The sequence below is a fragment of the Pseudomonas sp. H9 genome, from assembly GCF_004353925.1.
GTDB lineage: Bacteria > Pseudomonadota > Gammaproteobacteria > Pseudomonadales > Pseudomonadaceae > Aquipseudomonas.
In genome coordinates, this window is sequence record NZ_SMOK01000012.1 from 79,530 (window position 1) to 105,314 (window position 25,785).

28 protein-coding genes are annotated in these 25,785 nt (G+C 58.8%); 16 read left to right on the top strand and 12 right to left on the bottom strand.

The features are described from left to right. The first annotated feature begins 89 nt into the window (after positions 1-89). On the top strand, positions 90-1,094 hold the full coding sequence (locus E1573_RS10930; RefSeq protein WP_133213504.1) for an LLM class flavin-dependent oxidoreductase: 1,005 nt from the start codon (positions 90-92) through the stop codon (positions 1,092-1,094). 71 nt (positions 1,095-1,165) lie between these two features. On the opposite strand, the gene E1573_RS10935 is transcribed toward E1573_RS10930, so the two are convergent. After that, positions 1,166-1,390: a DUF1161 domain-containing protein gene (locus E1573_RS10935; protein WP_133213506.1), complete on the bottom strand. Its 225-nt coding sequence runs from the start codon at positions 1,388-1,390 to the stop codon at positions 1,166-1,168. Between the two features lie 106 nt (positions 1,391-1,496). Next, positions 1,497-1,712 (bottom strand): dodecin, encoded by a 216-nt coding sequence (locus E1573_RS10940; protein ID WP_028942610.1) that lies wholly within the window; start codon positions 1,710-1,712, stop codon positions 1,497-1,499. A gap of 156 nt (positions 1,713-1,868) precedes the next feature. On the opposite strand from E1573_RS10940, the gene E1573_RS10945 reads away from it, so the two are divergent. After that, a complete protein-coding gene (locus E1573_RS10945) occupies positions 1,869-2,195 on the top strand; it encodes a YqjD family protein (RefSeq protein WP_133213508.1) in 327 nt (108 codons plus the stop codon). Here the strand turns inward: E1573_RS10945 and E1573_RS10950 are convergent. Next, a complete protein-coding gene (locus E1573_RS10950) occupies positions 2,192-3,088 on the bottom strand; it encodes a LysR family transcriptional regulator (RefSeq protein ID WP_133213510.1) in 897 nt (298 codons plus the stop codon). The two genes, E1573_RS10945 and E1573_RS10950, sit on opposite strands and share 4 nt — an antisense overlap. A gap of 110 nt (positions 3,089-3,198) precedes the next feature. On the opposite strand from E1573_RS10950, the gene trpB reads away from it, so the two are divergent. Then, the gene (gene trpB, locus E1573_RS10955) at positions 3,199-4,416 is read left to right on the top strand and encodes a tryptophan synthase subunit beta (RefSeq protein WP_133213512.1); all 1,218 of its coding nucleotides are present in this window, start codon (positions 3,199-3,201) and stop codon (positions 4,414-4,416) included. Further along, positions 4,413-5,225 (top strand): tryptophan synthase subunit alpha, encoded by an 813-nt coding sequence (gene trpA, locus E1573_RS10960; protein WP_133213514.1) that lies wholly within the window; start codon positions 4,413-4,415, stop codon positions 5,223-5,225. Before trpB ends, trpA begins: the two co-directional genes overlap by 4 nt. 64 nt (positions 5,226-5,289) lie before the next feature. Here trpA and E1573_RS10965 read toward each other — a convergent pair whose 3' ends face one another. From E1573_RS10965 to E1573_RS10975, 3 genes are all read right to left on the bottom strand, one after another. Beyond that, on the bottom strand, positions 5,290-5,619 hold the full coding sequence (locus tag E1573_RS10965; protein ID WP_133213516.1) for a DOPA 4,5-dioxygenase family protein: 330 nt from the start codon (positions 5,617-5,619) through the stop codon (positions 5,290-5,292). A gap of 1,244 nt (positions 5,620-6,863) precedes the next feature. Continuing rightward, positions 6,864-7,562, bottom strand: a complete 699-nt coding sequence (locus E1573_RS10970; protein WP_256659520.1) for a DUF4225 domain-containing protein — start codon at positions 7,560-7,562, stop codon at positions 6,864-6,866. Beyond that, positions 7,555-8,055, bottom strand: a complete 501-nt coding sequence (locus tag E1573_RS10975) for an Hcp family type VI secretion system effector (protein WP_133213520.1) — start codon at positions 8,053-8,055, stop codon at positions 7,555-7,557. The genes E1573_RS10970 and E1573_RS10975 overlap by 8 nt, the downstream gene beginning before the upstream one ends. Before the next feature lie 215 nt (positions 8,056-8,270). On the opposite strand from E1573_RS10975, the gene E1573_RS10980 reads away from it, so the two are divergent. Both E1573_RS10980 and E1573_RS10985 read left to right on the top strand, forming a co-directional pair. Continuing rightward, the gene (locus tag E1573_RS10980; RefSeq protein WP_133213522.1) at positions 8,271-9,836 is read left to right on the top strand and encodes a SulP family inorganic anion transporter; all 1,566 of its coding nucleotides are present in this window, start codon (positions 8,271-8,273) and stop codon (positions 9,834-9,836) included. 122 nt (positions 9,837-9,958) lie between these two features. Then, positions 9,959-10,297 (top strand): hypothetical protein, encoded by a 339-nt coding sequence (locus E1573_RS10985; protein ID WP_133213524.1) that lies wholly within the window; start codon positions 9,959-9,961, stop codon positions 10,295-10,297. Here the strand turns inward: E1573_RS10985 and aroE are convergent. Beyond that, positions 10,224-11,048: a shikimate dehydrogenase gene (gene aroE / locus E1573_RS10990; RefSeq protein ID WP_133213526.1), complete on the bottom strand. Its 825-nt coding sequence runs from the start codon at positions 11,046-11,048 to the stop codon at positions 10,224-10,226. The genes E1573_RS10985 and aroE overlap by 74 nt on opposite strands. 54 nt (positions 11,049-11,102) lie before the next feature. Then, a complete protein-coding gene (gene hemF / locus E1573_RS10995) occupies positions 11,103-12,029 on the bottom strand; it encodes an oxygen-dependent coproporphyrinogen oxidase (RefSeq protein WP_133213528.1) in 927 nt (308 codons plus the stop codon). A gap of 129 nt (positions 12,030-12,158) precedes the next feature. Here hemF and E1573_RS11000 point away from each other — a divergent pair, with 129 nt between their 5' ends. Continuing rightward, the gene (locus tag E1573_RS11000) at positions 12,159-13,136 is read left to right on the top strand and encodes an NADPH:quinone reductase (RefSeq protein ID WP_133213530.1); all 978 of its coding nucleotides are present in this window, start codon (positions 12,159-12,161) and stop codon (positions 13,134-13,136) included. Between the two features lie 77 nt (positions 13,137-13,213). On the opposite strand, the gene E1573_RS11005 is transcribed toward E1573_RS11000, so the two are convergent. Further along, positions 13,214-13,771 carry an L-threonylcarbamoyladenylate synthase gene (locus tag E1573_RS11005; RefSeq protein ID WP_133213532.1) on the bottom strand — a complete coding sequence of 186 codons (558 nt, stop codon included), beginning with the start codon at positions 13,769-13,771 and terminating at the stop codon, positions 13,214-13,216. A gap of 37 nt (positions 13,772-13,808) precedes the next feature. Then, the gene (gene dprA, locus E1573_RS11010) at positions 13,809-14,915 is read right to left on the bottom strand and encodes a DNA-processing protein DprA (protein WP_133213534.1); all 1,107 of its coding nucleotides are present in this window, start codon (positions 14,913-14,915) and stop codon (positions 13,809-13,811) included. A gap of 219 nt (positions 14,916-15,134) precedes the next feature. Here dprA and def point away from each other — a divergent pair, with 219 nt between their 5' ends. The 5 genes from def (at position 15,135) to E1573_RS11035 (ending at position 19,664) form a co-directional block, all read left to right on the top strand. Further along, entirely contained in the window at positions 15,135-15,641 is a 507-nt protein-coding gene (gene def / locus E1573_RS11015; protein ID WP_133213536.1) for a peptide deformylase, read from the top strand. Between the two features lie 66 nt (positions 15,642-15,707). Continuing rightward, positions 15,708-16,640, top strand: coding sequence for a methionyl-tRNA formyltransferase (fmt, locus tag E1573_RS11020; protein ID WP_133213538.1), 933 nt, complete (start codon positions 15,708-15,710; stop codon positions 16,638-16,640). After that, positions 16,637-17,947, top strand: coding sequence for a 16S rRNA (cytosine(967)-C(5))-methyltransferase RsmB (gene rsmB / locus E1573_RS11025; protein WP_133213539.1), 1,311 nt, complete (start codon positions 16,637-16,639; stop codon positions 17,945-17,947). Before fmt ends, rsmB begins: the two co-directional genes overlap by 4 nt. A 19-nt stretch (positions 17,948-17,966) precedes the next feature. After that, entirely contained in the window at positions 17,967-19,340 is a 1,374-nt protein-coding gene (gene trkA, locus E1573_RS11030) for a Trk system potassium transporter TrkA (protein WP_133213541.1), read from the top strand. Positions 19,341-19,352: 12 nt separating this feature from the next. Further along, a complete protein-coding gene (locus E1573_RS11035) occupies positions 19,353-19,664 on the top strand; it encodes a hypothetical protein (RefSeq protein WP_133213543.1) in 312 nt (103 codons plus the stop codon). A 76-nt stretch (positions 19,665-19,740) separates the two neighbouring features. On the opposite strand, the gene E1573_RS11040 is transcribed toward E1573_RS11035, so the two are convergent. After that, complete coding sequence (locus E1573_RS11040; protein ID WP_133213546.1) at positions 19,741-20,628, bottom strand: lysophospholipid acyltransferase; 888 nt, start codon at positions 20,626-20,628, stop codon at positions 19,741-19,743. Between the two features lie 49 nt (positions 20,629-20,677). Further along, positions 20,678-21,229 carry a DNA-3-methyladenine glycosylase I gene (locus E1573_RS11045; RefSeq protein WP_133213548.1) on the bottom strand — a complete coding sequence of 184 codons (552 nt, stop codon included), beginning with the start codon at positions 21,227-21,229 and terminating at the stop codon, positions 20,678-20,680. Positions 21,230-21,311: 82 nt separating this feature from the next. On the opposite strand from E1573_RS11045, the gene glyQ reads away from it, so the two are divergent. The 4 genes from glyQ (at position 21,312) to E1573_RS11065 (ending at position 25,679) form a co-directional block, all read left to right on the top strand. Next, complete coding sequence (gene glyQ, locus E1573_RS11050; protein WP_116551285.1) at positions 21,312-22,259, top strand: glycine--tRNA ligase subunit alpha; 948 nt, start codon at positions 21,312-21,314, stop codon at positions 22,257-22,259. Next, on the top strand, positions 22,256-24,310 hold the full coding sequence (glyS, locus tag E1573_RS11055; RefSeq protein ID WP_133213550.1) for a glycine--tRNA ligase subunit beta: 2,055 nt from the start codon (positions 22,256-22,258) through the stop codon (positions 24,308-24,310). The genes glyQ and glyS overlap by 4 nt, the downstream gene beginning before the upstream one ends. 3 nt (positions 24,311-24,313) lie before the next feature. Beyond that, positions 24,314-24,847, top strand: coding sequence for a D-glycero-beta-D-manno-heptose 1,7-bisphosphate 7-phosphatase (gene gmhB / locus E1573_RS11060; RefSeq protein WP_133213552.1), 534 nt, complete (start codon positions 24,314-24,316; stop codon positions 24,845-24,847). A gap of 61 nt (positions 24,848-24,908) precedes the next feature. Continuing rightward, complete coding sequence (locus tag E1573_RS11065; RefSeq protein ID WP_133213554.1) at positions 24,909-25,679, top strand: 1-acyl-sn-glycerol-3-phosphate acyltransferase; 771 nt, start codon at positions 24,909-24,911, stop codon at positions 25,677-25,679. Positions 25,680-25,785: the final 106 nt, after the last annotated feature.

Below are 25,785 nucleotides of genomic sequence, written 5' to 3' on the forward strand. Positions count from 1 at the left end.
CCATTGAATCCTCAGGAAGTGCCCATACAGAGTTAAAAAGGCCTACGCCCACTGTCGGCCAAAAGACTGTTCAGGAGGCTCAACAGCCCATGAAGCGACTTGCGGACACTAAATTCTCCACCCTTGACCTGGTGCCAGTTCGTGCAGACGGCAGCCCGGCGCAATCCCTGCGCAACTCGCTGGATCTGGCGCAGCACGTGGAGAAATTCGGCTACAACCGTTTCTGGGTCGCCGAACACCACAACATGGACGGTATCGCCAGCTCGGCCACCGCCGTACTGCTCAGCTACCTGGCCGGTGGCACATCGACCATCCGTGTCGGCGCTGGCGGCGTTATGCTGCCCAACCATGCGCCACTGGTGATCGCCGAGCAGTTCGGCACCCTGGAAAGTCTCTATCCCGGCCGTATCGATTTGGGCCTGGGTCGGGCGCCCGGCTCCGACCAGATGACTGCACGGGCGCTGCGTCGTGAACGCTCTGGCAGCGCTGACGACTTTCCCGACGACGTGGAAGAGCTGGTGCGCTATCTCGGCCCGAGAACGGCGGATCAAAAAGTCATCGCGGTACCCGGCTATGGCACACAGGTGCCGATCTGGTTGCTCGGTTCGAGCCTGTTCAGCGCCCAGCTCGCGGGCATACGCGGCTTGCCCTATGCCTTTGCCTCACACTTCGCTCCGCGCTACCTGCACGAGGCCATTCGCATCTATCGCGATCACTTCCAGCCATCTGCGGTGCTCGACAAACCCTATGTGATGCTGGGTGTGCCACTGGTCGCAGCCGACACAGATGAACAGGCCAATTACCTGGCGACCTCGGTGTATCAGCGCATTCTGGCGTTGATGCGCGGCCAGAGCCTGGTACAGCGGCCACCAGTGGAAAGCATGGATGGCTTGTGGCTACCCCATGAGCGCGAGGCGGTAGGCAGCTTCCTGGGACTGGCGATGGTTGGCGGGCCGGAAAAAATCCGCGCCAAGCTCGAGGTGTTGTTGGAGCAGACTCAAGCCGATGAGCTGATCTTTACCTGCGACCTGTATGAGCACGCCGACAGGATCCGCTCTTATGAGTTGCTGGCGCAGGTGATGCGAGGCGACTAAGCGATTTATCGCGGGGCAAGCCCGCTCCCACAGTAGTTCTGTGTGGGAGCGGGTTTGCCCCGCGATCAGCGTCAGCCACGCTTGTAAACAATTTCCTTGGTGCCGCCTTCGCAGGTCCCAACGACCTTGCCGCTTGCGGCAGTACCCTTGTCGACGATTTCCAGCGAGTAGCCGCTGACGCCTTTAGCGTCCAGCTTGGCGGCTATTTCGCTCTTCAATTCTTCGCACGGTTTGCCCGCAGCAAGCGCGGTGCCTGCCAGCGTCATCAAACCCAGTGCCACTACCAACTTCTTCATCGATCGCTTTCCTTGTTCAGATCAAAGTGGAGGATGGCGCCGGAACCCATCCGGACGCCTCAAGACTGTGTAACTCAATTGACCCGCACAAGCCAGTGATAGGGTTTCAGCTATTGGCAATTCGGAAACCCACTTTGAGCGTTACCTGAAAGTGCGCTGCCTTGTTGTCTTTGATGTGCCCACGCGTATCGACCACTTCAAACCATTCAAGGTGCTTGATACTTTTACCGGCTTCGGCCAGTGCATTGTTGATGGCGTCTTCGATGCTGGTGGGTGACGAACCAACGAGTTCAATTTTCTTGTAGGTGTGATGATCCGACATGATCAGTCTCCTAATTCGAAGGTGAACATTGAGCCTAGCAGCGTCAGGCCGTTTTATCCGGGCCCAAATAACGTCCAGGAAAAGTCGTACGGCACTTTCGCTTCCCGCTGAAGTCCCAAACACAACAGCTCACTCACACCACGAAGGAGAGCCACCATGGCCAACCACTCGTTGCGTAAAGCGTCGCTGCAAAGCATGGAAGCGGAAATCGAAAGCCTGCTCAAGTCGTTGGAGAGTCTCAAAAGCGACGCTTCGGATGAGTCGCGCAACACCCTTAAAACGCTCAAAAGCAACGCTGAAACCGCGTTGCGCCATTCGCGCAGCCTGCTCAGCGATGCCTACGATGAAGTGAAAACCAAAACGCGAGAGACCGGCGTGGCCACCCGCGACTACGCACAACAGCACCCGTGGACCACCGCCGGCGTAGCGATTGGTGCCTTGGGCCTGCTTGCCGCGTACTTGATGTGCAAGCGCAGTAATTAATCGGCCTGACGCGCCAGCTCTGTGCGCAACCAGCCAGCCAGTTGTTCGGCGCGCCCGTCTGCGGCGCGTCGAGGCACCCACAGGGCCAAGGCGGCCTGGGTCTGACAAAAGCCCCACGGTGCGGCGAGGCGCCCGGCGCGCAGATCATCAGCTACCAGTGGCTGCGGCGCGATGGCCACGCCCAGCCCTGCAACTGCCGCTTCCAGCAAGTAATACAAATGCTCGAAATCCTGGCCGTAGCGTAGCGCTTCAGGATCTATGCCTTGTTGTTGCGCCCAGTTCGGCCAAGCCTGTGGCCGCGATGTGGTCTGCAACAGGGTTTCTGCCAGCAGCGCTTTAGCAGGCGCGTTCTTCAGACGTGCAAATCCAGCGAAATGTGGACTGAGTACCGGACCGATACGCTCCTGAGCCAGCACGTGAACCTGCATATCGGTCGGCCACGGCGGCTCGGCGAATACCAGCAAGGCATCGAGCCCCGGCCGACGTGGGTCCAGATCGCCCTCACCAGCAGACAAATGCAGCCGCAGCTCCGGTAAATCTGCCTTCAGACGCCCCAGGCGTGGAATGAACCAGCGCGCCAACAAGCTGCCGGAACAACCCAGCACGAACGGTGCGTCGGCAGTGCTGTGGCTCAACTCGGCACACACGCTGCGCAAGCGGTCAAAGGCATCAAAGCTGGCATCGCGTAGCCGCTGGCCTGCATCTGTGAGTTTAATGCCTCGTCCGTCTTTGACGAAAAGGCTGACCCCAAGGTGCTCCTCCAACACTTTCAGCTGGCGGCTTACAGCGCCGTGCGTAACGTGTAACTGCTCGGCAGCCTGACTGACACTATTGAGCCGCGCAGTCGCTTCGAAAGCCCGCAGGGCATTGAGGGGGGGCAGGTCGCTACGCATGACGTGTGAGTTTTCCTGACATGTTCAAGCAATCTTATCGGTTTTCAGTTGTGCCTGTCGTGGGTAGAGTAAAGCCATTCCTCGTTTTCACTGATGCCCTGGAGCGACCCATGACCCAGACCAACTTCCGCGCCGGCCCTGATGCCAATGGCCTGTTTGGCGCATTCGGCGGCCGCTACGTGGCTGAAACCCTGATGCCGCTGGTGCTCGACCTTGCCCGCGAATACGAAGCAGCCAAAGCCGACCCGGAATTTCTCGAGCAACTGGCGTACTTCCAGCGCGACTACATCGGCCGTCCTAACCCGCTGTACTTCGCTGAGCGCCTGACCGAGCACTGCGGCGGCGCGAAGATCTTCTTCAAGCGTGAAGAGCTCAACCACACCGGCGCGCACAAGGTGAACAACTGCATCGGCCAAGTGCTGTTGGCCAAGCGCATGGGCAAAAAACGCCTGATCGCCGAAACCGGCGCCGGTATGCACGGTGTTGCCACCGCCACCGTGGCGGCACGCTTTGGCCTGCCTTGCGTAATCTACATGGGCGCGACCGACATCGAGCGGCAGCAGGCTAACGTGTTCCGCATGAAGCTGCTGGGCGCCGAGATCGTCCCGGTAACTTCCGGCACCGGTACGCTCAAAGACGCCATGAACGAGGCCCTGCGCGACTGGGTCACCAACGTTGATAACACCTTTTATCTGATTGGCACCGTGGCCGGTCCACACCCGTATCCGGCCATGGTTCGCGACTTCCAGTCGATCATCGGCAAGGAAACCCGCGCTCAATTGCAGGAAAAAGAAGGGCGCCTGCCCGACAGCCTGATCGCCTGTGTGGGCGGCGGCTCCAATGCCATGGGCCTGTTCCATGACTTCCTCGACGACACCAGCGTACAGATCATTGGCGTCGAAGCCGGTGGCCATGGTGTCGATACCGACAAGCATGCCGCCAGCCTCACCGGTGGTATTCCGGGTGTACTGCACGGCAACCGCACCTACCTGCTGCAGGATGAAGACGGCCAGATCACCGACGCTCACTCGATTTCCGCCGGCCTCGACTACCCCGGCATCGGCCCAGAGCATGCTTACTTGCATGAAGTGAAACGCGTCGAGTACGTCAGCATCAACGACGACGAAGCCTTGGCCGCGTTCCACACCACCTGCCGTCTGGAAGGCATCATTCCGGCGCTGGAAACCTCGCACGCCCTGGCTGAAGCGATCAAACGTGCCCCGACCCTGCCGAAGGATCACCTGATGGTGGTGTGCCTGTCCGGGCGTGGTGACAAAGACATGCAAACCGTGATGAGCCATATGGCTGCCGAGGAGAAACAGGCATGAGCCGTCTTGAACAACGCTTCGCCGAGCTGAAGGCCGAAGGCCGCTCTGCACTGGTCACCTTCGTCACCGCTGGCGACCCGGGCTACGATGCCTCGCTGGCGATCCTCAAAGGCCTGCCAGCCGCTGGCGCCGACGTGATCGAATTGGGTATGCCATTCACCGACCCAATGGCCGATGGTGTGGCTATTCAGCTGGCGACCCTGCGCGCCCTGGATGCCGGCCAGACCCTGGCGAAAACTTTGCAGATGGTTCGCGAATTCCGCGTCGACAACCAAAACACCCCGATCGTGCTGATGGGTTACTACAACCCGATCCATCGCTTTGGCGTTGAAGCCTTTGTCGCCCAGGCCAAAGAAGCGGGCGTAGACGGTCTGATCATCGTCGACCTGCCGCCTGAGCATGATGCTGAGCTGGCTACTCCGGCGCAGGCTGCCGGTATCGACTTCATCCGCCTGACCACCCCGACCACCGACGACGTGCGCCTGCCGCGCGTTCTGGAGCGCAGCTCCGGCTTCGTCTACTACGTCTCGGTGGCCGGTGTTACGGGCGCGGGCTCGGCAACGACTGAACAAGTCAGCAGCGCCATCGAGCGTCTGCGTCGGCATACCGACCTGCCGATCAGTGTCGGCTTCGGTATCCGTACGCCCGAGCAGGCGGCTGCGATTGCCAAGCTGGCTGACGGTGTAGTCGTGGGTTCGGCATTGGTCGACAAAATTGCCCAGGCTGAATCGACCGAGCAGGCTGTGGGTGATGTGCTGGAGCTGTGCTCGGCACTGGCGCAGGGTGTGCGCGGCGCGCGCAAGGCCTGACAAATCGCGGGGCAAGCCCGCTCCCACAGGTCACACTGTGGGAGCGGGCTTGCCCCGTGATCAATCACTCAAAAATCGACAGATCCAAAGGCCGCACCGCCCCCATCCAGATCGCATGATCGCGATGATCCGCCAGCTCATCCCCAGTCAGCGGATGCAGAAACACCACCAGCCCATGGCGATACAACGCCAGCCACGGCAACACCACACCTACCACCTCCGGCCCGAACGCCAGCTGGCAGCTCCAGTCCGGATGCGGCCCGACCGGCTTCTGGTGCATACGCCCCATTGTCACGCCAAACAGCTTGGCCGCCTCTTCGCATAATTGCCGTGCCTGCTCCATAGTGCTGGCATCGTAGTAAATATGGGCGTGGTAGCCTTTGATCCTTTGCACGCTAACTCCTGAACTCTTCTGATCCAATTTCGGGATATCAAGCTATCTTGCACGACTATACGCTGGCCAACTCCAACGTGCGACTTGGACTGACATGATGGGCATCGCACCCTATGCATATTGTACTTTCGACTGAGGCCACAGCAGCTCACTACCATATATTGCGTAGTCTGGGGATGTAAAACTTTAAGCCGGAAACGGCAATAATAAAAAATACAACTCCGCTTACAAACCAATATGGGGTTTCTTTTAGCGAGAACAATTCTCTTATCCCCCACATAACAATTAGTGTGTATCCCGCAGAACAGGAAATAATCACCAACCCTAAGCTTATTAAATATCTGACCGTATACATATCTACAAACCCTTCGGATGCAAAAAAATCACATTATGGCATCAGTTGCTTTTTACTTCAGAATCAACCATTAAAAACAAAGTAAAATTGCTGGATTAATGATATGCCGCCTCACAATTACGTAAATTTCGCCTGAAAAGCCGAACTAACTCCGTCACTGACACATCGGGTATCACAACTTGTGTTTTCGATTTAGGCCAGAGCGGCTTACTGACTACACTTTGTTGCATTTTGCTCCTAGTAAAATCTAGAATGCTTTATGAGCTTACACCCTAAGGATTCTGTTGAAATGTATACAATCAGATATTTAATAGGTTTAGGGCTGGCCATTGTCGGCAGCTCTGCGGGCTACGCACTAATTATTATGTGGGGTTTAAAACAATTATTTTCACTAGACCCAGAAGGCAAGCCCTTCTGGATTACAAGTGGGATTTTGTTTATTATCATTACTTTAGCCGGCTTAAGAATTTACCTCCCCAAACTACGAAACATATGGTAGCCATCGTCGTGCCAAATAGCTTGTCGATACGCAGGGCGTTGTATTCAATGCAGCTTGTGCTTTTGATTGAGGCCGCAGCGCAATTTAATGATCAGGCTCTTGTTGCAGATAGCCCCACCAGGCTCTAGTATATTTATGAGCTCTCACCAAAAAGGCCCCTAGAAATGTACACACTTAAATATCTAATAAGAACAGTACCAACTATTATTGTCTGCGCCTTTTTTTACACAGGACTTATTATGCTTGGTATAAAAAAATTGTACCCCCTTGAAGAAACCACATACTGGATTACAGGGGGGATTTTGTTTATTATTATTTCCATTGTCGGTTTAAAAATTTACATCCCCATGCTACGCGACAAATGGTAGCTATCGCCGCCACGCGATGAAATTACTTGTTTTTTATTTCAGGATTATTCTCTGAAGCCATAGATTTAATTGTAATTGAATCAACTAACATCTCAAAAAACAAAGCCAACTTTCCGGCTTGCTGATACGCTGGTTCGTAATTAAGTGGGTCTCGCCTAAAAAACTGCACTGAATCCGTCTTCCGTACAGACCGCATCATACCTCCAGCCGACAAAATTAAGTCGAATGCACCATACGTCATATTTCCTGCGTACTCATCGTTAAAGATGGATTGATAGACGCGTCTAATCGGTCCCCGTGCCACTTCAGCTGTCGGACCTTGATAAATATTCATCCCCCCTTCATAAATATTATTAACGCCGTGAGCGATAAAAGCTCCACCTACTGGTGCTGCGAAACCGGCTGTTGAACCCGTAATCGCAACTCCGACTTCAATCTGCATCACACCCGCTACAACCCCAATGCCGTTTTGAGCATAAAAACTCGCCCTGGAAATAAGCTCTTCATGTTCCGCCCTTATTTCCTGCACACCCTCCCAGGCACTGATTAAACCTTCTTCAACATCATTTATAACTCCGTTCACATAATCAGAAATTACCGACCCGAATTGAATCTGAGTAATCCCATCATAAAAGCTAGTAGCACCAATAGTGCAACCTAATGCAACCAAGTCAGAGGCTGCTTGGGTCACATCATGAATGTCACATGATTGCTCATTCACCTTCGTAACCCCAAGAACCATAGGCGCTGGTACTTGCTTTGTGATGTGCCCAGCTAATATCCCGATATCTGATGGCCACAATTTCCTGTGGCTGCGCGTCTCTCATATTAACAGCGTGGGGTACCTGAAGGCTTAAATTGGCGATGCGTCCGCCACTTAACAACACAGTAAAATATCGTTCGTGAACGCCAGCAGGTGAGGTGCGGTAGAAATTGATTTTACATTCGATTTCTTCGCCTTCATGTAGGGCACTGGCTAACAGCGGCGTGGACTTATCAATGTTCTTGGTAATAACAACTGGCATATGTTTACCACGGCCACCGGATGCGCTGCCGTCATTACCGCCTGCCATATTATGAGAATAAGCCAGTACCATAATTTCGTCTTCGTGACCGGCCTGGCATTTATTGCCAATAGAGTCCTGGCTTGAGCAACCAGCGGAGATCAAACCTTGCTTCTTTCCGGTTACAGTCATGTAACTGTGATTAGCCATGCAACTCACTCCTTGTGGTAAGAGTGATAAGTCTATATGCGGATAATGTTTATTACCTGTAGGGTATTTCTGAAAAACCGCACAAATTATGTCGCACTTAGAGCGTAAAACTCTTTTCTTCTACCTCAGCCATTTGAGCTTCGTGCTTACGCGACTTGCGTCGAAGCGCCAGACATCGCACCCTGAGCGACCCCTGTTCGCGATAGAGACTGCCCATGGCCCGGCCTGATCGCCTGCTGCCTTTTCTGACCTGGCTGCCCGCGCAGACGCGCAGCAGCGTGCGCCGCGATGTACTGGTAGGCCTGAGCGGCGCGATCCTGGCGTTGCCACAATCGATCGCCTACGCCCTGATCGCCGGTCTGCCCGCCGAATATGGCCTGTATGCAGCAATCGTTCCGGTACTCATCGCTTGCCTTTGGGGCTCTTCCTGGTACCTGATCTGCGGGCCGACAGCAGCGATTTCCATCGTGCTGTATGCCAGCGTCAGCCCGCTGGCCATCAGCGGCAGCGACGATTACATCAGCCTGATCCTGTTACTGACGTTCCTGGCCGGGGTGTTTCAGTGGTTGCTGGGCATGCTGCGTTTTGGCGCGCTGGTTAACTTCGTATCCCAGTCGGTGGTGCTGGGTTTCACCCTTGGCGCCGCCGTGGTGATTGCGCTCGGCCAACTGCCTAATCTGATGGGGTTGGATCTGCCCAGCCAAGCGACAGCTCTGAGTACGCTGGAAAGCTTGCTTGAGCACGCGAGCGAGGTGGACTGGCCGTCCCTGGCTTTGGGCTTAGGTACGCTAATAATGGGCATAGCGATCAAATTACTGCGCCCACGCTGGCCCAGCCTGTTGATAACTTTGGCCATTGCCAGCGTGCTGGTCTGGTTGCTGCCGGGGATCTTTAGCCATGTTCGATTGGTGCCTGGGTTCGTCGGCCAATTACCGCCGTTCAGCCCGGTGCCATTACTGGATTTCGAGCTGATCCTACGCCTGTTGCCCAGCGCCGTGGCAGTGGGCATGCTGGGCTTGGTCACCAGCCTGTCGATTGCCCGGTCACTGTCGTCGCGCTCAGAGCAGTTGATCGACGCCAATCAGGAAATCCGCGGCCAAGGCCTGTCGAATATGGTCGGCAGCTTCTTTTCCGGGTATCTGTCTTCAGGCTCTTTCACCCGCTCCGGGCTCAGTTATGACGCAGGTGCCCGCTCCCCCTTGGCTGGCGTGTTTTCGGCGTTGTGGGTCGCCTTGTTCGCTGTGGCTGGCGCGAGCCTGATCGCGCATATTCCCATTCCAGCGATGGCAGGCAGCATCCTTGTGATCTGCTGGGGTCTGGTCGATCGTCAGGCAATCAAAGCGCTGTTCCGGGTCAGCCGATCAGAGTTTCTGGTCATGGCTCTGACCGCCACCGCCACTTTGTTGTTGGAGCTGCAAACCGCGATTTACGCCGGGGTGTTGGCCTCGCTGTTCTTCTACCTCAAGCGCACTTCACGGCCACGCATCCAGCAATCACGTGAGGGTAATGCCGATGTACTGCGAGTAGGAGGGTCCATCTTCTTTGGCGCCAGCCATTACCTGCAGACACGCCTGCAGCGCTGCCAGGGCCCGGACGTGGTCATCGACGCCCGGCAGATCAACTTCATCGACTACTCAGGCGTCGACATGCTCCACCGTGAGGCGCGCCGTCTGCGCCGTGCAGGCGGTAGCCTGACGCTGCACCGGGCGCGCCCTCAGGTCATTGAGGAATTACACAAGCTGGAAGGGGCAGGGCACTGCCCGATTGGCTTTAAAGAGTAAAGCCATCGCGGGGCAAGCCCGCTCCCACAGGGTTTTGAGGGGTAGGCCACCTGATATTTTTACCAGTTGCACACGGATGAAGGCCGCTGTTGACTACCTCTATAGCCGATAAGGAGGTTGTCATGAAGCGCAACTGCTTATGCAATGCTCTTGTGTTGAGCCTACTGGGCCTGCTGATAGGTCAGGGAGCAAGCGCCCAGCCGCCCATCAGCAACAGTGACAGGGTAATCGCTACGGCGCAGGCACGAATCGCGTCCCTGGACGCCAGCATTCATGCGGTTGAACTGTTCTCCGGTAAGCCGCAATCCGCCGCGAAAGTCGCCTACTACAAGCAGCAAATTGCTTTAGAGGAACAGCTGATCCGTTGCGAGCAAACACCGGACGCCGTCAACTGCGCGCCAATTGCCGCCGCAACTCGCTCAGCACTGGAACCGTGTCTGGACGAACACCCCGCCAAATGAAAAACGCTTCGGCGGCCTGTTCGGCGAGCATACCCAGCCCATCCAGCACCTTGCCGGCCTTGTGCTCACTGGCCCAACGGCAAAATGGCGTCGGCTCTTTGCCGTACATCATGTCGTAGCACACGGTCTTGCCCGGCTCGATCAGGTTGGCGGATATCGGCGGCAGTTCACCGGCAAGGCTCGCAGAGGTCGCGTTGATGATCAGGTCAACCGGCTCTTGCAGCCAACTGAATCCACTGGCGGCCACCGGCCCAAGGTCAGCGAACTCACGGGCCAGTTGTTCGGCTTTTTCCACCGTGCGGTTGGCGATAACCAGCGAGGCCGGGTTGTGTGCCAGCAATGGCTCCAGCACACCCCGCACGGCGCCACCGGCACCGAGCAGCAATATACGTTTGCCGGTCAGCTGCACACCGGCGTTGACCGTCAAATCACGTACCAGCCCGGCACCGTCGGTGTTGTCACCTTGCAGTGTGCCATCCGCCAGCTTGCTCAAGGTGTTGACCGCCCCCGCGCGTTGCGCCCGTGGCGTCAGGCTATCGACCATGCGATAGGCCTCTTCCTTGAACGGTACCGTGACGTTGGCACCCAGGCCCTGCTTGAAGAAACCTTGGGCACAGATGCTGAAATCGTCCAGCGGCGCCAGCAAGGTGCTGTACTCCAGCTGCTGACCCGTCTGGTCGGCAAACAGCCGGTGAATCAGCGGCGATTTGCTGTGGCCGATCGGGTTGCCAAATACAACGTACTGGTCCATTTACACGGTTCCTGAATCAAGGTCGGGCAGGGCCGGAAAGTTATCCACAGTGACTCAGTGGCCAGCCTTGGCTTCGCCAATCCAGTCACGGTCCTGCAGGAAGTACTCGGTCAGGCGCGCTTCTTCGCTGCCTGGCACGGCTTTCCAATCGTACCCCCAACGCACCTGCGGTGGCAGTGACATCAGAATCGATTCGGTGCGCCCGCCCGATTGCAGGCCGAACAGAGTGCCGCGGTCGTACACCAGGTTGAACTCGACGTAACGACCGCGACGGAATTCCTGGAATTCACGCTGCTCGGCGGTGTAGGGCTGATCTTTGCGGCGCTGGACAATCGGCAGGTAGGCTTCGACATAAGCATCGCCAATGGCGCGCATGAAGGCGAAGCAGGTGTCGAAATCCCACTCGTTCAGGTCATCGAAGAACAGGCCGCCGATGCCGCGCGGCTCGCCGCGGTGCTTGAGGTGGAAGTAACGGTCGCACCAGGCTTTGTAACGCGGGTAGACATCAGCACCGAACGGCGCACAGGCACGCTCGGCCACCTGGTGCCAGTGAAGGCAGTCTTCTTCGTTACCGTAGTAAGGGGTCAGGTCGAAGCCGCCACCGAACCACCATACGGCTTCTTCGCCTTCTTTCTCGGCAATGAAGAAACGCACATTGGCGTGGGAGGTGGGCACATGCGGGTTGTGCGGGTGAATCACCAACGACACCCCCAGGGCCTCGAAGCCTCGACCGGCCAACTCTGGCCGGTGGGCACTGGCCGAAGGTGGCAGCCCGCTGCCAAAGACGTGGGAGAAGTTCACACCGCCTTTCTCAATGACCTTGCCTTCACCGATCACTCGCGTGCGCCCGCCACCGCCTGCTTCTCGGGTCCAGGCGTCTTCAACAAAGCGGGCACCGCCGTCTTCAGTTTCGAGGGCGGCGCAGATACGGTCTTGCAAGTCGAGCAGGTAGGCTTTCACAGCCTCGGTGCGGCTAGTCATCAGGTCACCTGGAAGCGGGCTTGAGCAAATTCGGCGCGTAGCATACCACCGGCGATGCGCTACCCGCAGTTGACGGCGATCAAGCAAAGGCGTCCGATAGGGGTTTTCCAACAGCGACGGAGAGTGCAGATGGCCAAGCGTATCCAGTTCAGCCAGCATGGGGGCCCTGAAGTCCTGCAACTGGTCGATTTCGAACCTGCCGCCCCGGGTCCGCAGCAAGTCCGCGTTCGCAACAAGGCCATCGGCCTGAACTTTATCGATACCTATTTCCGCAGCGGGCTGTACGCGCCTCCTGCATTGCCATCGGGATTGGGCACGGAAGGCGCCGGGGTGGTTGAGGCCGTTGGCGAACAGGTCACGCGCCTCAAAGTAGGCGACCGGGTGGCCTATGCCGGGGGTCCACTGGGGGCTTACAGCGAGGTACACGTACTGCCTGAAGCCAATCTGGTGAAACTGCCTGACAGCATCAGCTTCGAACAGGCTGCGGCAGTGATGCTCAAAGGCCTGACCGTGCAATACCTGTTCAAGCAGACCTACGCGGTACAAGCGGGCGACACCATTCTGTTCCACGCCGCCGCTGGCGGTGTGGGCTCACTGGCCTGCCAATGGGCCAAGGCCTTGGGCGCCAGGTTGATTGGCACAGTCAGCTCTGCGGAAAAAGCCGAGCGCGCCAAAGCCCTGGGCGCCTGGGCCACCATCGATTACAGCCGTGAAGATGTTGCGCAGCGCGTACTGGAACTGACCGATGGCAAGAAATGCCCGGTGGTGTATGACGGCGTGGGGCAAGACACCTGGCTGACGTCACTGGACTGCCTGGCACCGCGCGGGCTGATGGTCAGCTTCGGCAATGCTTCAGGGGCGGTCAGCGGGGTAAACCTGGGGATTCTGGCGCAGAAGGGGTCGCTGTATGTCACCCGCCCAACCTTGGCCAGCTATGCCAATACTGCCGAGAACACCCAGGCCATGGCCGACGATCTGTTTGCGATGATCGCCAGCGGCAAGCTGACGGTGGATATCCAGCAGCGCTACCCGCTGAGTGAAGCGGCCAAGGCGCAGACTGAGCTGTCGGCGCGCAGAACGGTGGGATCTACCGTTTTGTTGCCTTGAAATTGAGGTGAATTGATCGCGGGGCAAGCCCGCTCCCACAAGTCGGTGTGGGAGCGGGCTTGCCCCGCGAAGAATTTTTACCCCGGCCGAACCACATCCCCGGTGGCCAGGTCACGGATCACACTCGGGTTGCGCCGCCCACCCAATGCGCCACCCAGCACCAGGTCTATCTGCCCGCGGAAATACTGCTCCACGCGCAAGCGTGTCTTGGCCGCCGGGCGCCCTTGCGGGTTGGCCGATGTCGACACCAGCGGCCCGACCAGTGAGCACAGCTCCCGTACCACCGGATGGTCACTGACCCGCAGCGCGACAGTGTCATGAACCCCGGTAATCCACTCCGGCAGCATGTTCTGGTGTGGTACCAGCCAAGTGTTCGGGCCAGGCCAGGTGCTGCTCATACGATCAAGCCAGATTTCGGGGAAATCTTCGAACAAGAAGTCGAACTGACGGATGTTGTCGGCAATCAGGATCAGCCCCTTGTCGACCGAACGCGACTTGATCGCCAACAGACGATCCACCGCCTCTTCGTTCCAGGGATCACAGCCCAGGCCCCACACAGCCTCGGTTGGATAGGCAATCACCGCACCGGCCCGAATTTCACGCGCGGCTTGTTGCACACGCCAACTGCTCACCATTGCTATCACTCCGCATAAAGGCTGACGAGCAGTGTACTTAGGCCGGCCGGGCAAACCAACGCCCAGCTTCATTACTCACCCGCCCATCCACTTCAAGCTCGGTCAACGCCGCTAACACCTGAGGTAACGGCCAACCACTGTTACTGGCCAGCGCTTCGCTGGTTTGTGGCGCCGCCAGCAACAGCGCTTCAAGCACATGACGCGGCTGGGCTGGTTGGCTGCAAGGCGCGGGAGGCAAGCGTTGCCAGCCCTGCAGGGTGTCGATGATCTGATCGACGTTCTCCACCAGCAATGCGCCATCGCGAATAAGCTGATGGCAGCCCTTGGAGCCGGGGTGATGAATCGAGCCCGGAATGGCATACACCTCGCGCCCTTGTTCAGCGGCCAGACGCGCAGTGATCAACGAGCCGCTGGCCAGGCTCGCTTCGACCACCAGGACGCCTAACGAGAGACCACTGATGATGCGATTGCGGCGGGGGAAATTACCCGCCACGGCGCCAGCGTCCAAGGGAAACTCAGAAACTACGGCGCTCCCTTGTTCGACCATCGCCGCCGCCAACATCCGGTGCCGTTGTGGATAAAGTTTCTGCAAACCAGTGCCCAATACCCCGATGGTCCGCCCACCGACGTCTAGCGCCGCCTGATGAGCGGCTCCGTCCACCCCCAACGCCAGGCCGCTGGTCACCACAAATCCACCCTGAGCCAGGCTGCGGGCAAACGCCGCTGCGGTGTCCAATGCCGGGCGCGATGCGCGGCGACTGCCAACAATCGCCAGCTGCGGTTTTTCCAGAAGGACAGGATCACCGGCTACGAATAACAAGGGTGGCGCACCGTCTGTTTCCGCCAGTAGCGCGGGGTAAGCGGGGTCGTCCCACATCAGCAAATGCTGATCGCGGCGCTCTAGCCAGGCCAATGCAGCGGCTGCGCCTTCGCGAACTTCAACACTGCGACGAGCGTGGGCGCTCTCACTGGGCAGCCCCAATGCACGCCAGGCAGTAGCCGTCGCACTCAGCGCGGCTGATGCACTGCCAAAGGCTTCCAGCAATAAGTGAAAGCGCCGCGGCCCGAGCCCGGGCAATCGGTGCAGGCGCAATCGCGCCTCAAGTTCGGCGGGCGAACCACCTTGGTAAGCAGACTGTGACATGGCGATCATCCTTGACCGAAGAGGTTGCCCACACACTGCACAAGCTGTGGATAACTCTGTTGATAATGCTTTGACAACCGGTTGAAAAAATTCCCTTGGCAGCGAGATCAGCGGCTGCCTGAAACCTTAGCTGACCTTTGCCAGGTGCCGAATGCGCCGAATCCCTTTATTATGTGTACTCATGTTTGTAACTCATCGCACAGTGCAGCTCATACGCTTATGGCCATTCTGAACATCCTCGAATTCCCGGACCCGCGCCTTCGCACCATCGCCAAACCGGTGACCGAAGTTGATGACGGCGTTCGTCAACTGATCGATGACATGTTTGAAACCATGTACGAAGCCCCCGGCATCGGCCTGGCGGCGACCCAGATCAACGTACACAAGCGCATCGTGGTCATGGACCTGAGCGAAGACCGCAGCGAGCCACGGGTGTTCATCAACCCCGAACTCGAGATGCTGACCGAAGAAATGGATCAGTATCAGGAAGGCTGCCTGTCGGTTCCCGGTTTCTATGAGAACGTCGACCGCCCGGTGCGGGTGAAGATCAAAGCGCTGGACCGTGACGGCAAGCCCTTCGAAGAAATCGCCGAAGGCCTGTTGGCGGTGTGCATCCAGCACGAATGCGATCACCTCAACGGCAAGTTGTTCGTCGATTATCTCTCGACGCTCAAACGTGACCGGATCAAGAAAAAGCTGGAAAAGCAGCATCGCCAGCAAGCTTGATCTCTTCTTTCCAAAGGCTTGCTCCGGCAAGCCTTTTTCTTTTTTAGCGAGTTAAGCGAGAACTCCATGCGCATTGTCTTTGCAGGCACCCCAGAGTTTGCCGCCGAACACCTCAAGGCCCTGATCGACAGCCCTTATGAAGTGGTGGCCGTCTACACCCAACCCGACCGTCCGGCCGGTCGCGGGCAGAAGCTGATGCCCAGCGCGGTCAAACAACTGGCTGTGGATAACGGCATTACGGTCCTGCAACCGCCAACGCTGCGCAATGCCGAGGCTCAAGCTGAACTGGCAGCCCTGAAACCCGACTTGATGGTGGTGGTGGCCTACGGCCTGATCCTGCCGCAAGCGGTGCTGGATATTCCGCGCCTGGGTTGCATCAACAGCCACGCCTCATTGCTGCCACGCTGGCGCGGTGCCGCGCCGATACAGCGCGCGGTCGAAGCGGGCGACAGTGAGAGCGGCGTTACCGTCATGCGTATGGAAGCCGGGCTGGATACCGGCCCCATGTTGCTCAAAGTCACCACCCCGATCAGCGCTAACGACACCGGTGGCAGCCTGCACGACCGTCTCGCCGAAATGGGCCCTGCGGCGGTCATTGAAGCGGTGGCGGGCCTGGCGGCTGGCACACTGCAAGGTGAAGTGCAGGACGACAGCCTGGCCACTTATGCGCACAAGCTGAACAAAGACGAAGCACGCCTGGACTGGTCTCGCCCAGCGGTAGAACTGGAGCGCCTGATTCGCGCTTTCAACCCGTGGCCGATTTGCCACAGCAGCCTCAACGGCGAAGCGCTGAAGGTGCTTGCGGCCAGCTTATCCACAGGCAGCGGCGCACCGGGTGAAATCATCGGCGCCAGCAAAGACGGTCTGATCGTCGCCTGCGGTGAGCAGGCCCTGTGCCTGACCCGCCTGCAATTGCCCGGTGGCAAGGCGCTTAACTTCAGCGACCTGTTCAACAGCCGCCGCGAGAAGTTCGCCGTCGGTACGGTGCTTGGTCAATGAATCCACGTTTGGCGGCCGCCCGCGCCCTGGCGGCAGTACTCAGCGGCAAGGCTTCTCTGAACAGCTCACTGCCCGCGCAACTGGACAAGGTCGAGCTGCGCGACCGTGGCCTGACCCAAGATCTGGCCTTTGGCACCGCGCGCTGGCAGCCGCGGCTCTCGGCCCTGGCCGAGCGGTTACTGCAAAAACCGTTCAAAAAAGCAGACGCCGATGTCGAGGCGCTGTTGCTGGTGGGCTTGTATCAACTGCTCTACACCCGCGTCCCCGCCCACGCCGCCATCGGTGAAACCGTGGGCTGCGCCGACAAGCTGAAAAAGCCGTGGGCCAAGGCATTGCTCAATGCGGTGCTGCGCCGCGCGCAACGCGAGAGCAGTGAGATCCTCGCCGAACTGGAACGCGATCCGGTGGTGCGCACTGCTCATCCGCGCTGGCTGCAAAAGTCGCTCAAGGCATTCTGGCCGCAACAGTGGGAAGCCATCTGCGCTGCCAACAATGCCCATCCGCCGATGATTCTGCGGGTCAACCGCCGTCATCACAGCCGTGAGGCTTATCTGGGCCTGTTGCGCGAAGCGGGGCTTGAAGCCAGCGCCTGCCAGTACAGTGCCGACGGCATCCTCCTGGCCGAGGCCTGCGATGTGCGTAGCCTGCCCGGTTTTGATCAGGGCTGGATCAGCGTCCAGGATGAAGCGGCGCAACTGGCTGCCGATCTGCTCGACCTCGCGCCCGGCCAGCGGGTGCTCGATGCCTGCTGTGCCCCCGGCGGCAAAACTTGCCACCTGCTCGAAGCCGAAGCAAAACTCGACGCGGTAGTGGCCATCGACCTGGAGGCCAAGCGCCTGACGCGGGTACGGGAAAACCTCGACCGCCTTGGCCTGGACGCCCAGTTGATTGCCTGCGATGCCCGCGACACCGCCAGTTGGTGGGATGGCAAGGGTTTCCAGCGCATCCTGCTTGACGCGCCATGCTCGGCCACTGGCGTGATTCGCCGTCACCCCGACATCAAAATGACCCGTCAGGCGGAAGACATCGTGGCCCTGGCAACCCTGCAGGGCGAGCTGCTGGATGCTTTGTGGCCAACTCTCGAAGTAGGCGGCATCTTGCTGTATGCCACCTGCTCGACCCTGCCCACGGAAAACACCGAAGTTATCGAAGCCTTCCTCGCCCGCACCCCGGGTGCCCGTGAGTTGGACCTGGCAACCCAGGCCGGTGTGCGCCAGCCCCATGGCCGCCAACTGCTGGCCCAGGAAGGCGGACACGACGGCTTCTACTATGCCAAGCTGATCAAAATCGCCGCCACACGCGGATAACAAGAGAAGGGAAGAGCGGATGAAGATCATCATCCTGGGCGCAGGGCAGGTCGGCGGTACGCTGGCAGAACACCTGGCCAGCGAAGCCAACGACATTACTGTGGTTGATACCGATGGCGAGCGTCTGCGCGATCTCGGCGACCGCCTGGATATCCGTACCGTCCAGGGCCGCGCCTCGTTCCCTACTGTTCTGCGCCAGGCGGGTGCCGACGATGCCGACATGCTCGTTGCGGTAACCAACAGCGACGAAACCAACATGGTCGCCTGCCAGGTTGCCTACACCCTGTTCCATACGCCCACCAAGATCGCCCGCGTGCGCGAGTCGGCCTACCTGACCCGCGCCGGCCTGTTCGACAACGACGCAATTCCGGTCGATGTGCTGATCAGCCCCGAACAGGTGGTCACCCACTACATCAAGCGCCTGATCGAACACCCCGGTGCCTTGCAGGTGATCGACTTCGCCGAAGGCAAGGCGCAACTGGTGGCGGTCAAAGCTTATTACGGCGGCCCGCTGGTCGGTCAGCAACTGCGCCAGATCCGCGAGCACATGCCCAACGTCGACACCCGTGTCGCCGCCATTTTCCGCCGTGACCGCCCGATCCTGCCGCAGGGCGACACCGTGATCGAGGCCGATGACGAAGTCTTCTTCATCGCCGCCAAAGCGCACATTCGCGCAGTGATGGGCGAGCTGCGGCGTATCGACGAGACCAACAAACGCGTGGTCATCGCTGGTGGCGGGCAAATTGGTGAACGCCTGGCCGAAGCGATCGAAAGCCGTTACCAGGTCAAGATCATCGAGATGAACCCGGCCCGTTGCCGTTACCTCTCCGATACCCTCGACAGTACCGTAGTGCTGCAAGGCAGCGCCTCCGACCGCGACCTGATGCTCGAAGAGAACATCGCCGAAGCCGATATTTTCCTGGCCCTGACCAACGACGACGAGGCCAACATCATGTCCTCGTTGCTGGCCAAGCGCCTCGGCGCTCGCAAGGTGATGACCATCATCAACAACCCTGCGTACGTCGATCTGGTGCAGGGGGGTGATATCGACATCGCCATCAGCCCACAGCTGGCCACCATTGGCACACTGCTCGCCCACGTACGCCGCGGCGACATCGTCAGTGTGCACTCACTACGCCGTGGTGCGGCCGAGGCCATCGAGGCCATTGCCCATGGTGACTCGAAGTCGAGCAAGGTCATCGGCAAAGCCATCGAAGACATTGCCCTGCCGCCAGGCACCACCATTGGCGCAATCATCCGCGATGAAGAAGTGCTGATTGCCCACGACGACACCGTGATCGAAGCGGGTGACCATGTGATCCTCTTCGTTGTGGATAAAAAGTACATCCGTGACGTCGAGAAGCTCTTCCATGTAGGGTTGACCTTCTTCTAAGAGGGAGGCGAAATGCGCGAATCACTGGAAAAGATGCTGGCCAAGGGTGTGGATAACGCTCTGCTGCGCTTTGGCCTGGGCAAGGCCTGGCTGGATGAAGGCAACGGTGCCGAAGCTGCGGTGCACTTGCAGCGCTGCGTTGAGTTCGATCCGAAGTATTCGGCAGCCTGGAAGTTGCTGGGCAAGGCGCATCAGCTGCAGGGCGATAGAGCTGCGGCGCGCCTCGCGTGGGAACAGGGGCTGGAAGCCGCCAAGGCGCATGGCGACAAGCAGGCCGAGAAAGAGATGACGGTGTTTCTCAAGAAGCTGGATAAAGCCGGTTAAGCGCATCGCGGGGCAAGCCCGCTCCCACAGGGATCGTGGACATCTGTGGGAGCGGGCTTGCCCCGCGATCTAACGATCAATACCAGCGCGCCTCACCTGGCGGCCGCTTCTTGAAGCGCTTCATGCTCCACATGTACTGGCTCGGGTACTCACGCACATAGCGTTCCACCACTTTGCTCATCGCCGCTGCCGACACGCTGACATCCTCGCTGTACATCTCTGGCGGTGCGGCTTCCAGGAACACCTTGAAGCCCGAACCATCCGGCAGGCGCAGCGCATGCAGGAACACGCCGACGGCTTTGCCACCGGCCAGCATGTTCGGCACGAACTTGCTGGTCAGCGCCTGGGTACCGAGAAATGGCACGAACACACCTGCCGATTCAGCCGGTTCCGGGTCGGCGGGAATCCCCACCTGACCGCCGCGACGCACTTCCTTGATGACGCTGAGAATGCCTTCCTTAGTTGAAGGTGCAACGCGGTTGCCCATTTGCACACGTTGTTCACGCAGCAAATCATCCACAGCCTTCAGCTTGGGCGGGCGATAGAAGATGATCGGTTTGCACTGGCTGCAATAGAAGTGGTTGAGCACTTCCCAGTTACCCAAGTGGCTGGTGATGCCCACTACGCCTTTGCCGGAAGCCAGCGCCTGCTCAAGCACTTCCAGGCCGTGCACTTCCTTGACCAGCTCCAGCGAACGCTGCGGTGGCCAAATCCAGGCACAGGCGCTTTCGACGAAAGACTTGCCGATATCTTTCAGGGTTTGGCCAACCAATTGCTCACGCTCAACCGGGTCCATTTCCGGGAAACATTTGGCCAGGTTGATACGCACCACGTTGCGCGAGCTGTTGGGGATTTTCCACATCAGCCAGCCAATGCCGGCGCCAACACGCTGTACCGCACCCCAGGGCAGCTTGGCGAACAGTCGCAGCACCCCGATCATCAGGGCGCCTTTGAATTTTTCCACAGGCGGTTTCCTTTTATCTGCATGTCTGCAAGCCGCGTATTGTAACCCTTCAACGCACCAGCGCGGCGTAGCGATCACAGTCGGTGGTGTGGTCCATGACCATGCCGGTGGCCTGCATGAACGCATAACAAATGGTTGGGCCAACAAAGGTGAAGCCAGCTTTTTGCAAAGCCTTGCTCATGGCTTTGGCCTCATCGGTCAGCGCCGGCACTTCACTGCGCTGGCTGAAATGATTGATCTTCGGCTCCCCTCCGACGAACGACCACAACCATTCGGCAGGGTTATCCACAGCCAGCCAGGCCAAGGCATTGCGGCGCGCTGCCTTAAGCTTGAGACGGTTACGGATGATGCCGGGATCGAGCATCAGCTCTTCAATACGTTCGTCACTCATCTGCGACAGCTTCACCGGGTCGAAACCGTACATCACCTCACGGTAGCGCTCGCGCTTTTTCAGAACAGTGATCCACGATAGCCCGGCCTGGAAGCCTTCAAGCAGCAACATCTCGAACAACTGCTCCGGCTCGCGTTGCGGCGCACCCCATTCCTGGTCGTGGTAGGCCTGGTAAAGCGGATCGTCGGTACACCAAAAGCAACGTGGCATAAGGCTCCAAGGGTAGAGGCTTTAGCGAATCGGGTTATACTCCCGCTCTTTATATTCGCAGCCCTAGAAACAGGTGAATTTCGTGAGCCAGCCTACGCCAGCAGTGCGTACCTTCCAAGACTTGATCCTCGCCCTGCAGAATTACTGGGCCGAGCAAGGTTGTGTGGTGCTTCAGCCCTACGATATGGAAGTAGGCGCCGGCACTTTCCATACCGCCACGTTCCTGCGCGCCGTCGGCCCGGAAACCTGGAACGCCGCCTACGTGCAACCGAGCCGTCGCCCGGCTGACGGTCGTTATGGCGAAAACCCAAACCGCCTGCAGCACTACTATCAGTTCCAGGTAGTGCTCAAGCCTAACCCGGCGAACTTCCAGGAACTGTACCTGGGCTCGTTGAAGGCCATCGGCCTCGACCCGCTGGTGCACGACATCCGTTTCGTCGAAGACAACTGGGAATCGCCGACCCTCGGCGCCTGGGGTCTGGGCTGGGAAATCTGGCTCAACGGCATGGAAGTCACCCAGTTCACCTACTTCCAGCAAGTGGGCGGTATCGAGTGCATGCCGGTAACCGGTGAGATCACCTATGGCCTGGAACGTCTGGCCATGTACCTGCAAGGCGTTGACTCGGTCTACGACCTGGTCTGGACCGACGGTCCGTTCGGCAAGGTGACCTACGGCGACGTGTTCCACCAGAACGAAGTGGAGCAGTCGACCTACAACTTTGAGCACGCCAATGTCGAGAAGCTGTTCGAACTGTTCGACTTCTACGAAAGCGAAGCCAATCGCCTGATCGAGCTGGAGCTGCCACTGCCGACCTACGAAATGGTCCTCAAGGCATCGCACACCTTCAACCTGCTCGACGCCCGCCGCGCCATTTCGGTAACCGAGCGTCAGCGTTACATCCTGCGCGTACGGACCCTGGCCCGGGCCGTGGCGCAAAGCTACCTGCAAGCCCGCGCCAAGCTGGGCTTCCCGATGGCGTCCCCTGAATTGCGTGATGAAGCATTGGCCAAGCTGGAGGCTGCACAATGAGTGCTCAAGATTTCCTGGTTGAACTGGGCACCGAAGAACTGCCACCCAAGGCCCTGAGCGCCCTGGCTGATGCGTTTCTGGCCGGTATCGAGAAAGGCCTGCAGGCCGCTGGCCTGAACTACACCGACAAGCAGGTGTACGCTGCACCGCGCCGCCTGGCGGTGCTGGTTCGTAACCTCGACACCCAACAGCCTGACCGCAGCATCAACGTTGATGGCCCGCCCCGTCAGGCCGCCTTCGATGCTGATGGCAACCCAACCCAAGCGGCACTGGGCTTTGCCAAGAAGTGCGGTGTAGAGCTGTCGGAAATCGACCAGAGCGGCGCCAAGCTGCGCTTCTCCCAGCACATTCCGGGCAAGGCAACTGCCAGCCTGCTGCCAACCATCGTTGAAGATTCGCTGAACGATTTGCCGATCCCGAAACGCATGCGTTGGGGTGCACGCAAAGAAGAGTTCGTGCGTCCGACCCAATGGCTGGTGATGCTGCTGGGCGACACTGTCGTCGATTGCACTATCCTCGCGCAGAAAGCGGGCCGTGACTCCCGTGGTCACCGCTTCCACCACCCGGAAGACGTGCGCATCAGCGCCCCGGCGAACTACGTCGAAGACCTGCGCAAAGCCTACGTGCTGGCCGATTTTGCCGAGCGCCGCGAGATTATCAGCAAGCGTACCGCTGAACTGGCCATGCAGCAGGAAGGCACCGCGATCGTGCCGCCTGCGCTGCTCGATGAAGTGACCGCGCTGGTTGAGTGGCCAGTGCCGTTGGTCTGCTCGTTCGAAGAGCGTTTCCTCGACGTACCGCAAGAAGCCTTGATCACCACCATGCAGGACAACCAGAAGTACTTCTGCCTGCTGGACGTCGACGGCAAGCTGCTGCCGCGCTTCATCACCGTGGCCAACGTCGAAAGCCGCGATCCGAAGCAAATCATCGAAGGTAACGAGAAGGTCGTGCGTCCGCGCCTGACCGACGCCGAGTTCTTCTTCAAGCAAGACAAGAAGCAATCGCTGGAAAGCTTCAACCAGCGCCTGCAGAACGTGGTATTCCAAGCCCAGCTGGGCAGCGTGTTCGACAAAGCCGAGCGCGTCGCCAAACTGGCTGCCTTCATCGCCCCACACATCGGTGGCGATGCTCAGCGTGCTGCACGCGCCGGCCTGCTATCCAAGTGCGACCTGGCCACCGAGATGGTTGGTGAGTTCCCTGAGATGCAAGGCGTCGCAGGTTACTACTACGCGCTCAACGACGGTGAGCCAGAAGACGTCGCCCTGGCCCTGAACGAGCAGTACATGCCGCGTGGTGCCGGTGCCGAACTGCCATCGACCTTGACTGGCGCGGCCGTGGCCATCGCTGACAAGCTCGATACTTTGGTCGGTATCTTCGGTATTGGCATGCTGCCAACCGGTTCCAAAGACCCGTATGCCCTGCGCCGTGCCGCACTGGGTGTGCTGCGAATCCTGATCGAGAAGCAACTGGACCTCGACCTGAACGACGCCGTGGCATTCGCCGTTGCCCAGTTCGGTCACAAGGTCAAGGCTGCTGGTCTGGCCGACCAGGTGCTGGAATTCATCTTCGACCGCCTGCGCGCACGCTACGAAGACGAAGGCATCGACGTCGCTACCTACCTCTCGGTACGCGCCCTGAAGCCGGGCTCTGCCCTGGACTTCGACCAGCGTGTCCAGGCTGTTCAAGCCTTCCGTCAGTTGCCTGAAGCCGCTGCCCTGGCCGCCGTGAACAAACGCGTGTCGAACCTGTTGAGCAAAGCTGAAGGCGCGGTAGCGACCACGGTCGAGCCGAAGTACTTCGACAATGCCAACGAGTTCTCCCTGTATTCGGCGATCCAGCAAGCGGATCAAGCCGTGCAGCCAATGGCTGCAGCCCGTCAGTACAGCGAGTCGCTGGCGCGTCTGGCAGCCCTGCGCGAGCCGGTGGATGCGTTCTTCGAAGCGGTGATGGTCAACGCTGACGACGCCAATGTCCGCGCCAACCGTTATGCCCTGCTCAGCCGCCTGCGTGGTCTGTTCCTGGGCGTGGCCGACATTTCGTTGCTGGGGTAAGCCTTGAAGCTGCTGATTCTCGATCGGGACGGGGTGATCAACCAGGACTCCGACGCTTACATCAAGTCGCTGGACGAATGGATACCCATTCCCGGGTCGATTGAGGCCATCGCGCAGTTGAGCAAAGCAGGCTGGACGGTGGCCGTTGCCACCAACCAGTCCGGCATTGCTCGCGGTTACTACGACCTGGCCACCCTCGAGTCGATGCATGCGCGCCTGCGCATGCTGGTAGCCGAGCAGGGTGGCGAGGTTGGCTTGATCGTCTATTGCCCTCACGGCCCGGATGAAGGCTGCGAATGTCGCAAGCCGAAGCCCGGCATGCTGCGAACCATTGCCGCGCATTACCAGGTAGACCTGGCTGGGCTGTGGTTTGTCGGTGATAGTAAGGGTGACCTGGAAGCCGCATTGACCGTCGATGCTCAACCCATTCTGGTAAAAACCGGAAAAGGCGAGAAAACCCTGAGCAAGGGAATTCCACAAGGAACATTGATTTTCGATGATCTGGCAGCCATCGCCAGAGAACTTATCCACAAATAGGGCGTCTGCGAACCAGGCGCACTTTTACTAGGCGGGCAAGCCCGCAACGGTACATGCCGCTATGTCGATCCTGCAGGCGATCAGAATTTTTCTTTTTTACCTGCTGTTGGGTACCAGCTCCTTGCTGTGGTGCACCCTGAGCTTTTTTATCGCGCCGTTTCTGCCGTTCAGCGCCCGCTACCGCTTCATTAATGTCTACTGGTGCCGTTTTGCGCTGCTGCTGGCGCGGGTATTTTTGAACATCAAGGTCAAGGTTACGGGTGCGGAGAATGTCCCCAAGCAACCCTGTGTGATCCTCTCCAATCACCAGAGCACCTGGGAGACGTTTTTTCTGTCTGCCTATTTTTCGCCGTTGAGCCAAGTGCTCAAACGCGAACTGCTGTATGTGCCGTTCTTTGGTTGGGCCATGGCCATGCTGCGGCCGATCGCTATCGACCGCGACAATCCCAAGGCCGCACTCAAGCAAGTCGCCAGCGAAGGCGACAAGCTGCTTAAAGACGGCGTCTGGGTTCTGATATTTCCAGAAGGCACCCGTGTGCCATTTGGGCAGATCGGCAAGTTTTCCCGCGGTGGCACCGCCCTGGCGGTAAACGCTGGCCTACCGGTGCTGCCCGTTGCTCATAACGCTGGCAAATTCTGGCCCAAGCAGGGCTGGGGCAAGCGTGCCGGTACCATCGAGGTGGTCATCGGTGCACCGATGTACGCCGAAGGCACTGGCCCACGCGCCATTGCCGAACTGAACGACCGCGCCGCGGCCTGGAACGAGCAAGCCCAGCGTGACATGGGGTCGCTACCTGCACAGGCGCCAAACACCGCTCACGGGGTTGCCTGACGATCTGTGGATAACTTGTGTACAGTATTTGGATCTTTCGCCTGAAAAATAGCTAAGCTATTAATTTATCTACTTATTTTCCTGTATGACTGTTTTCTGAAAATCG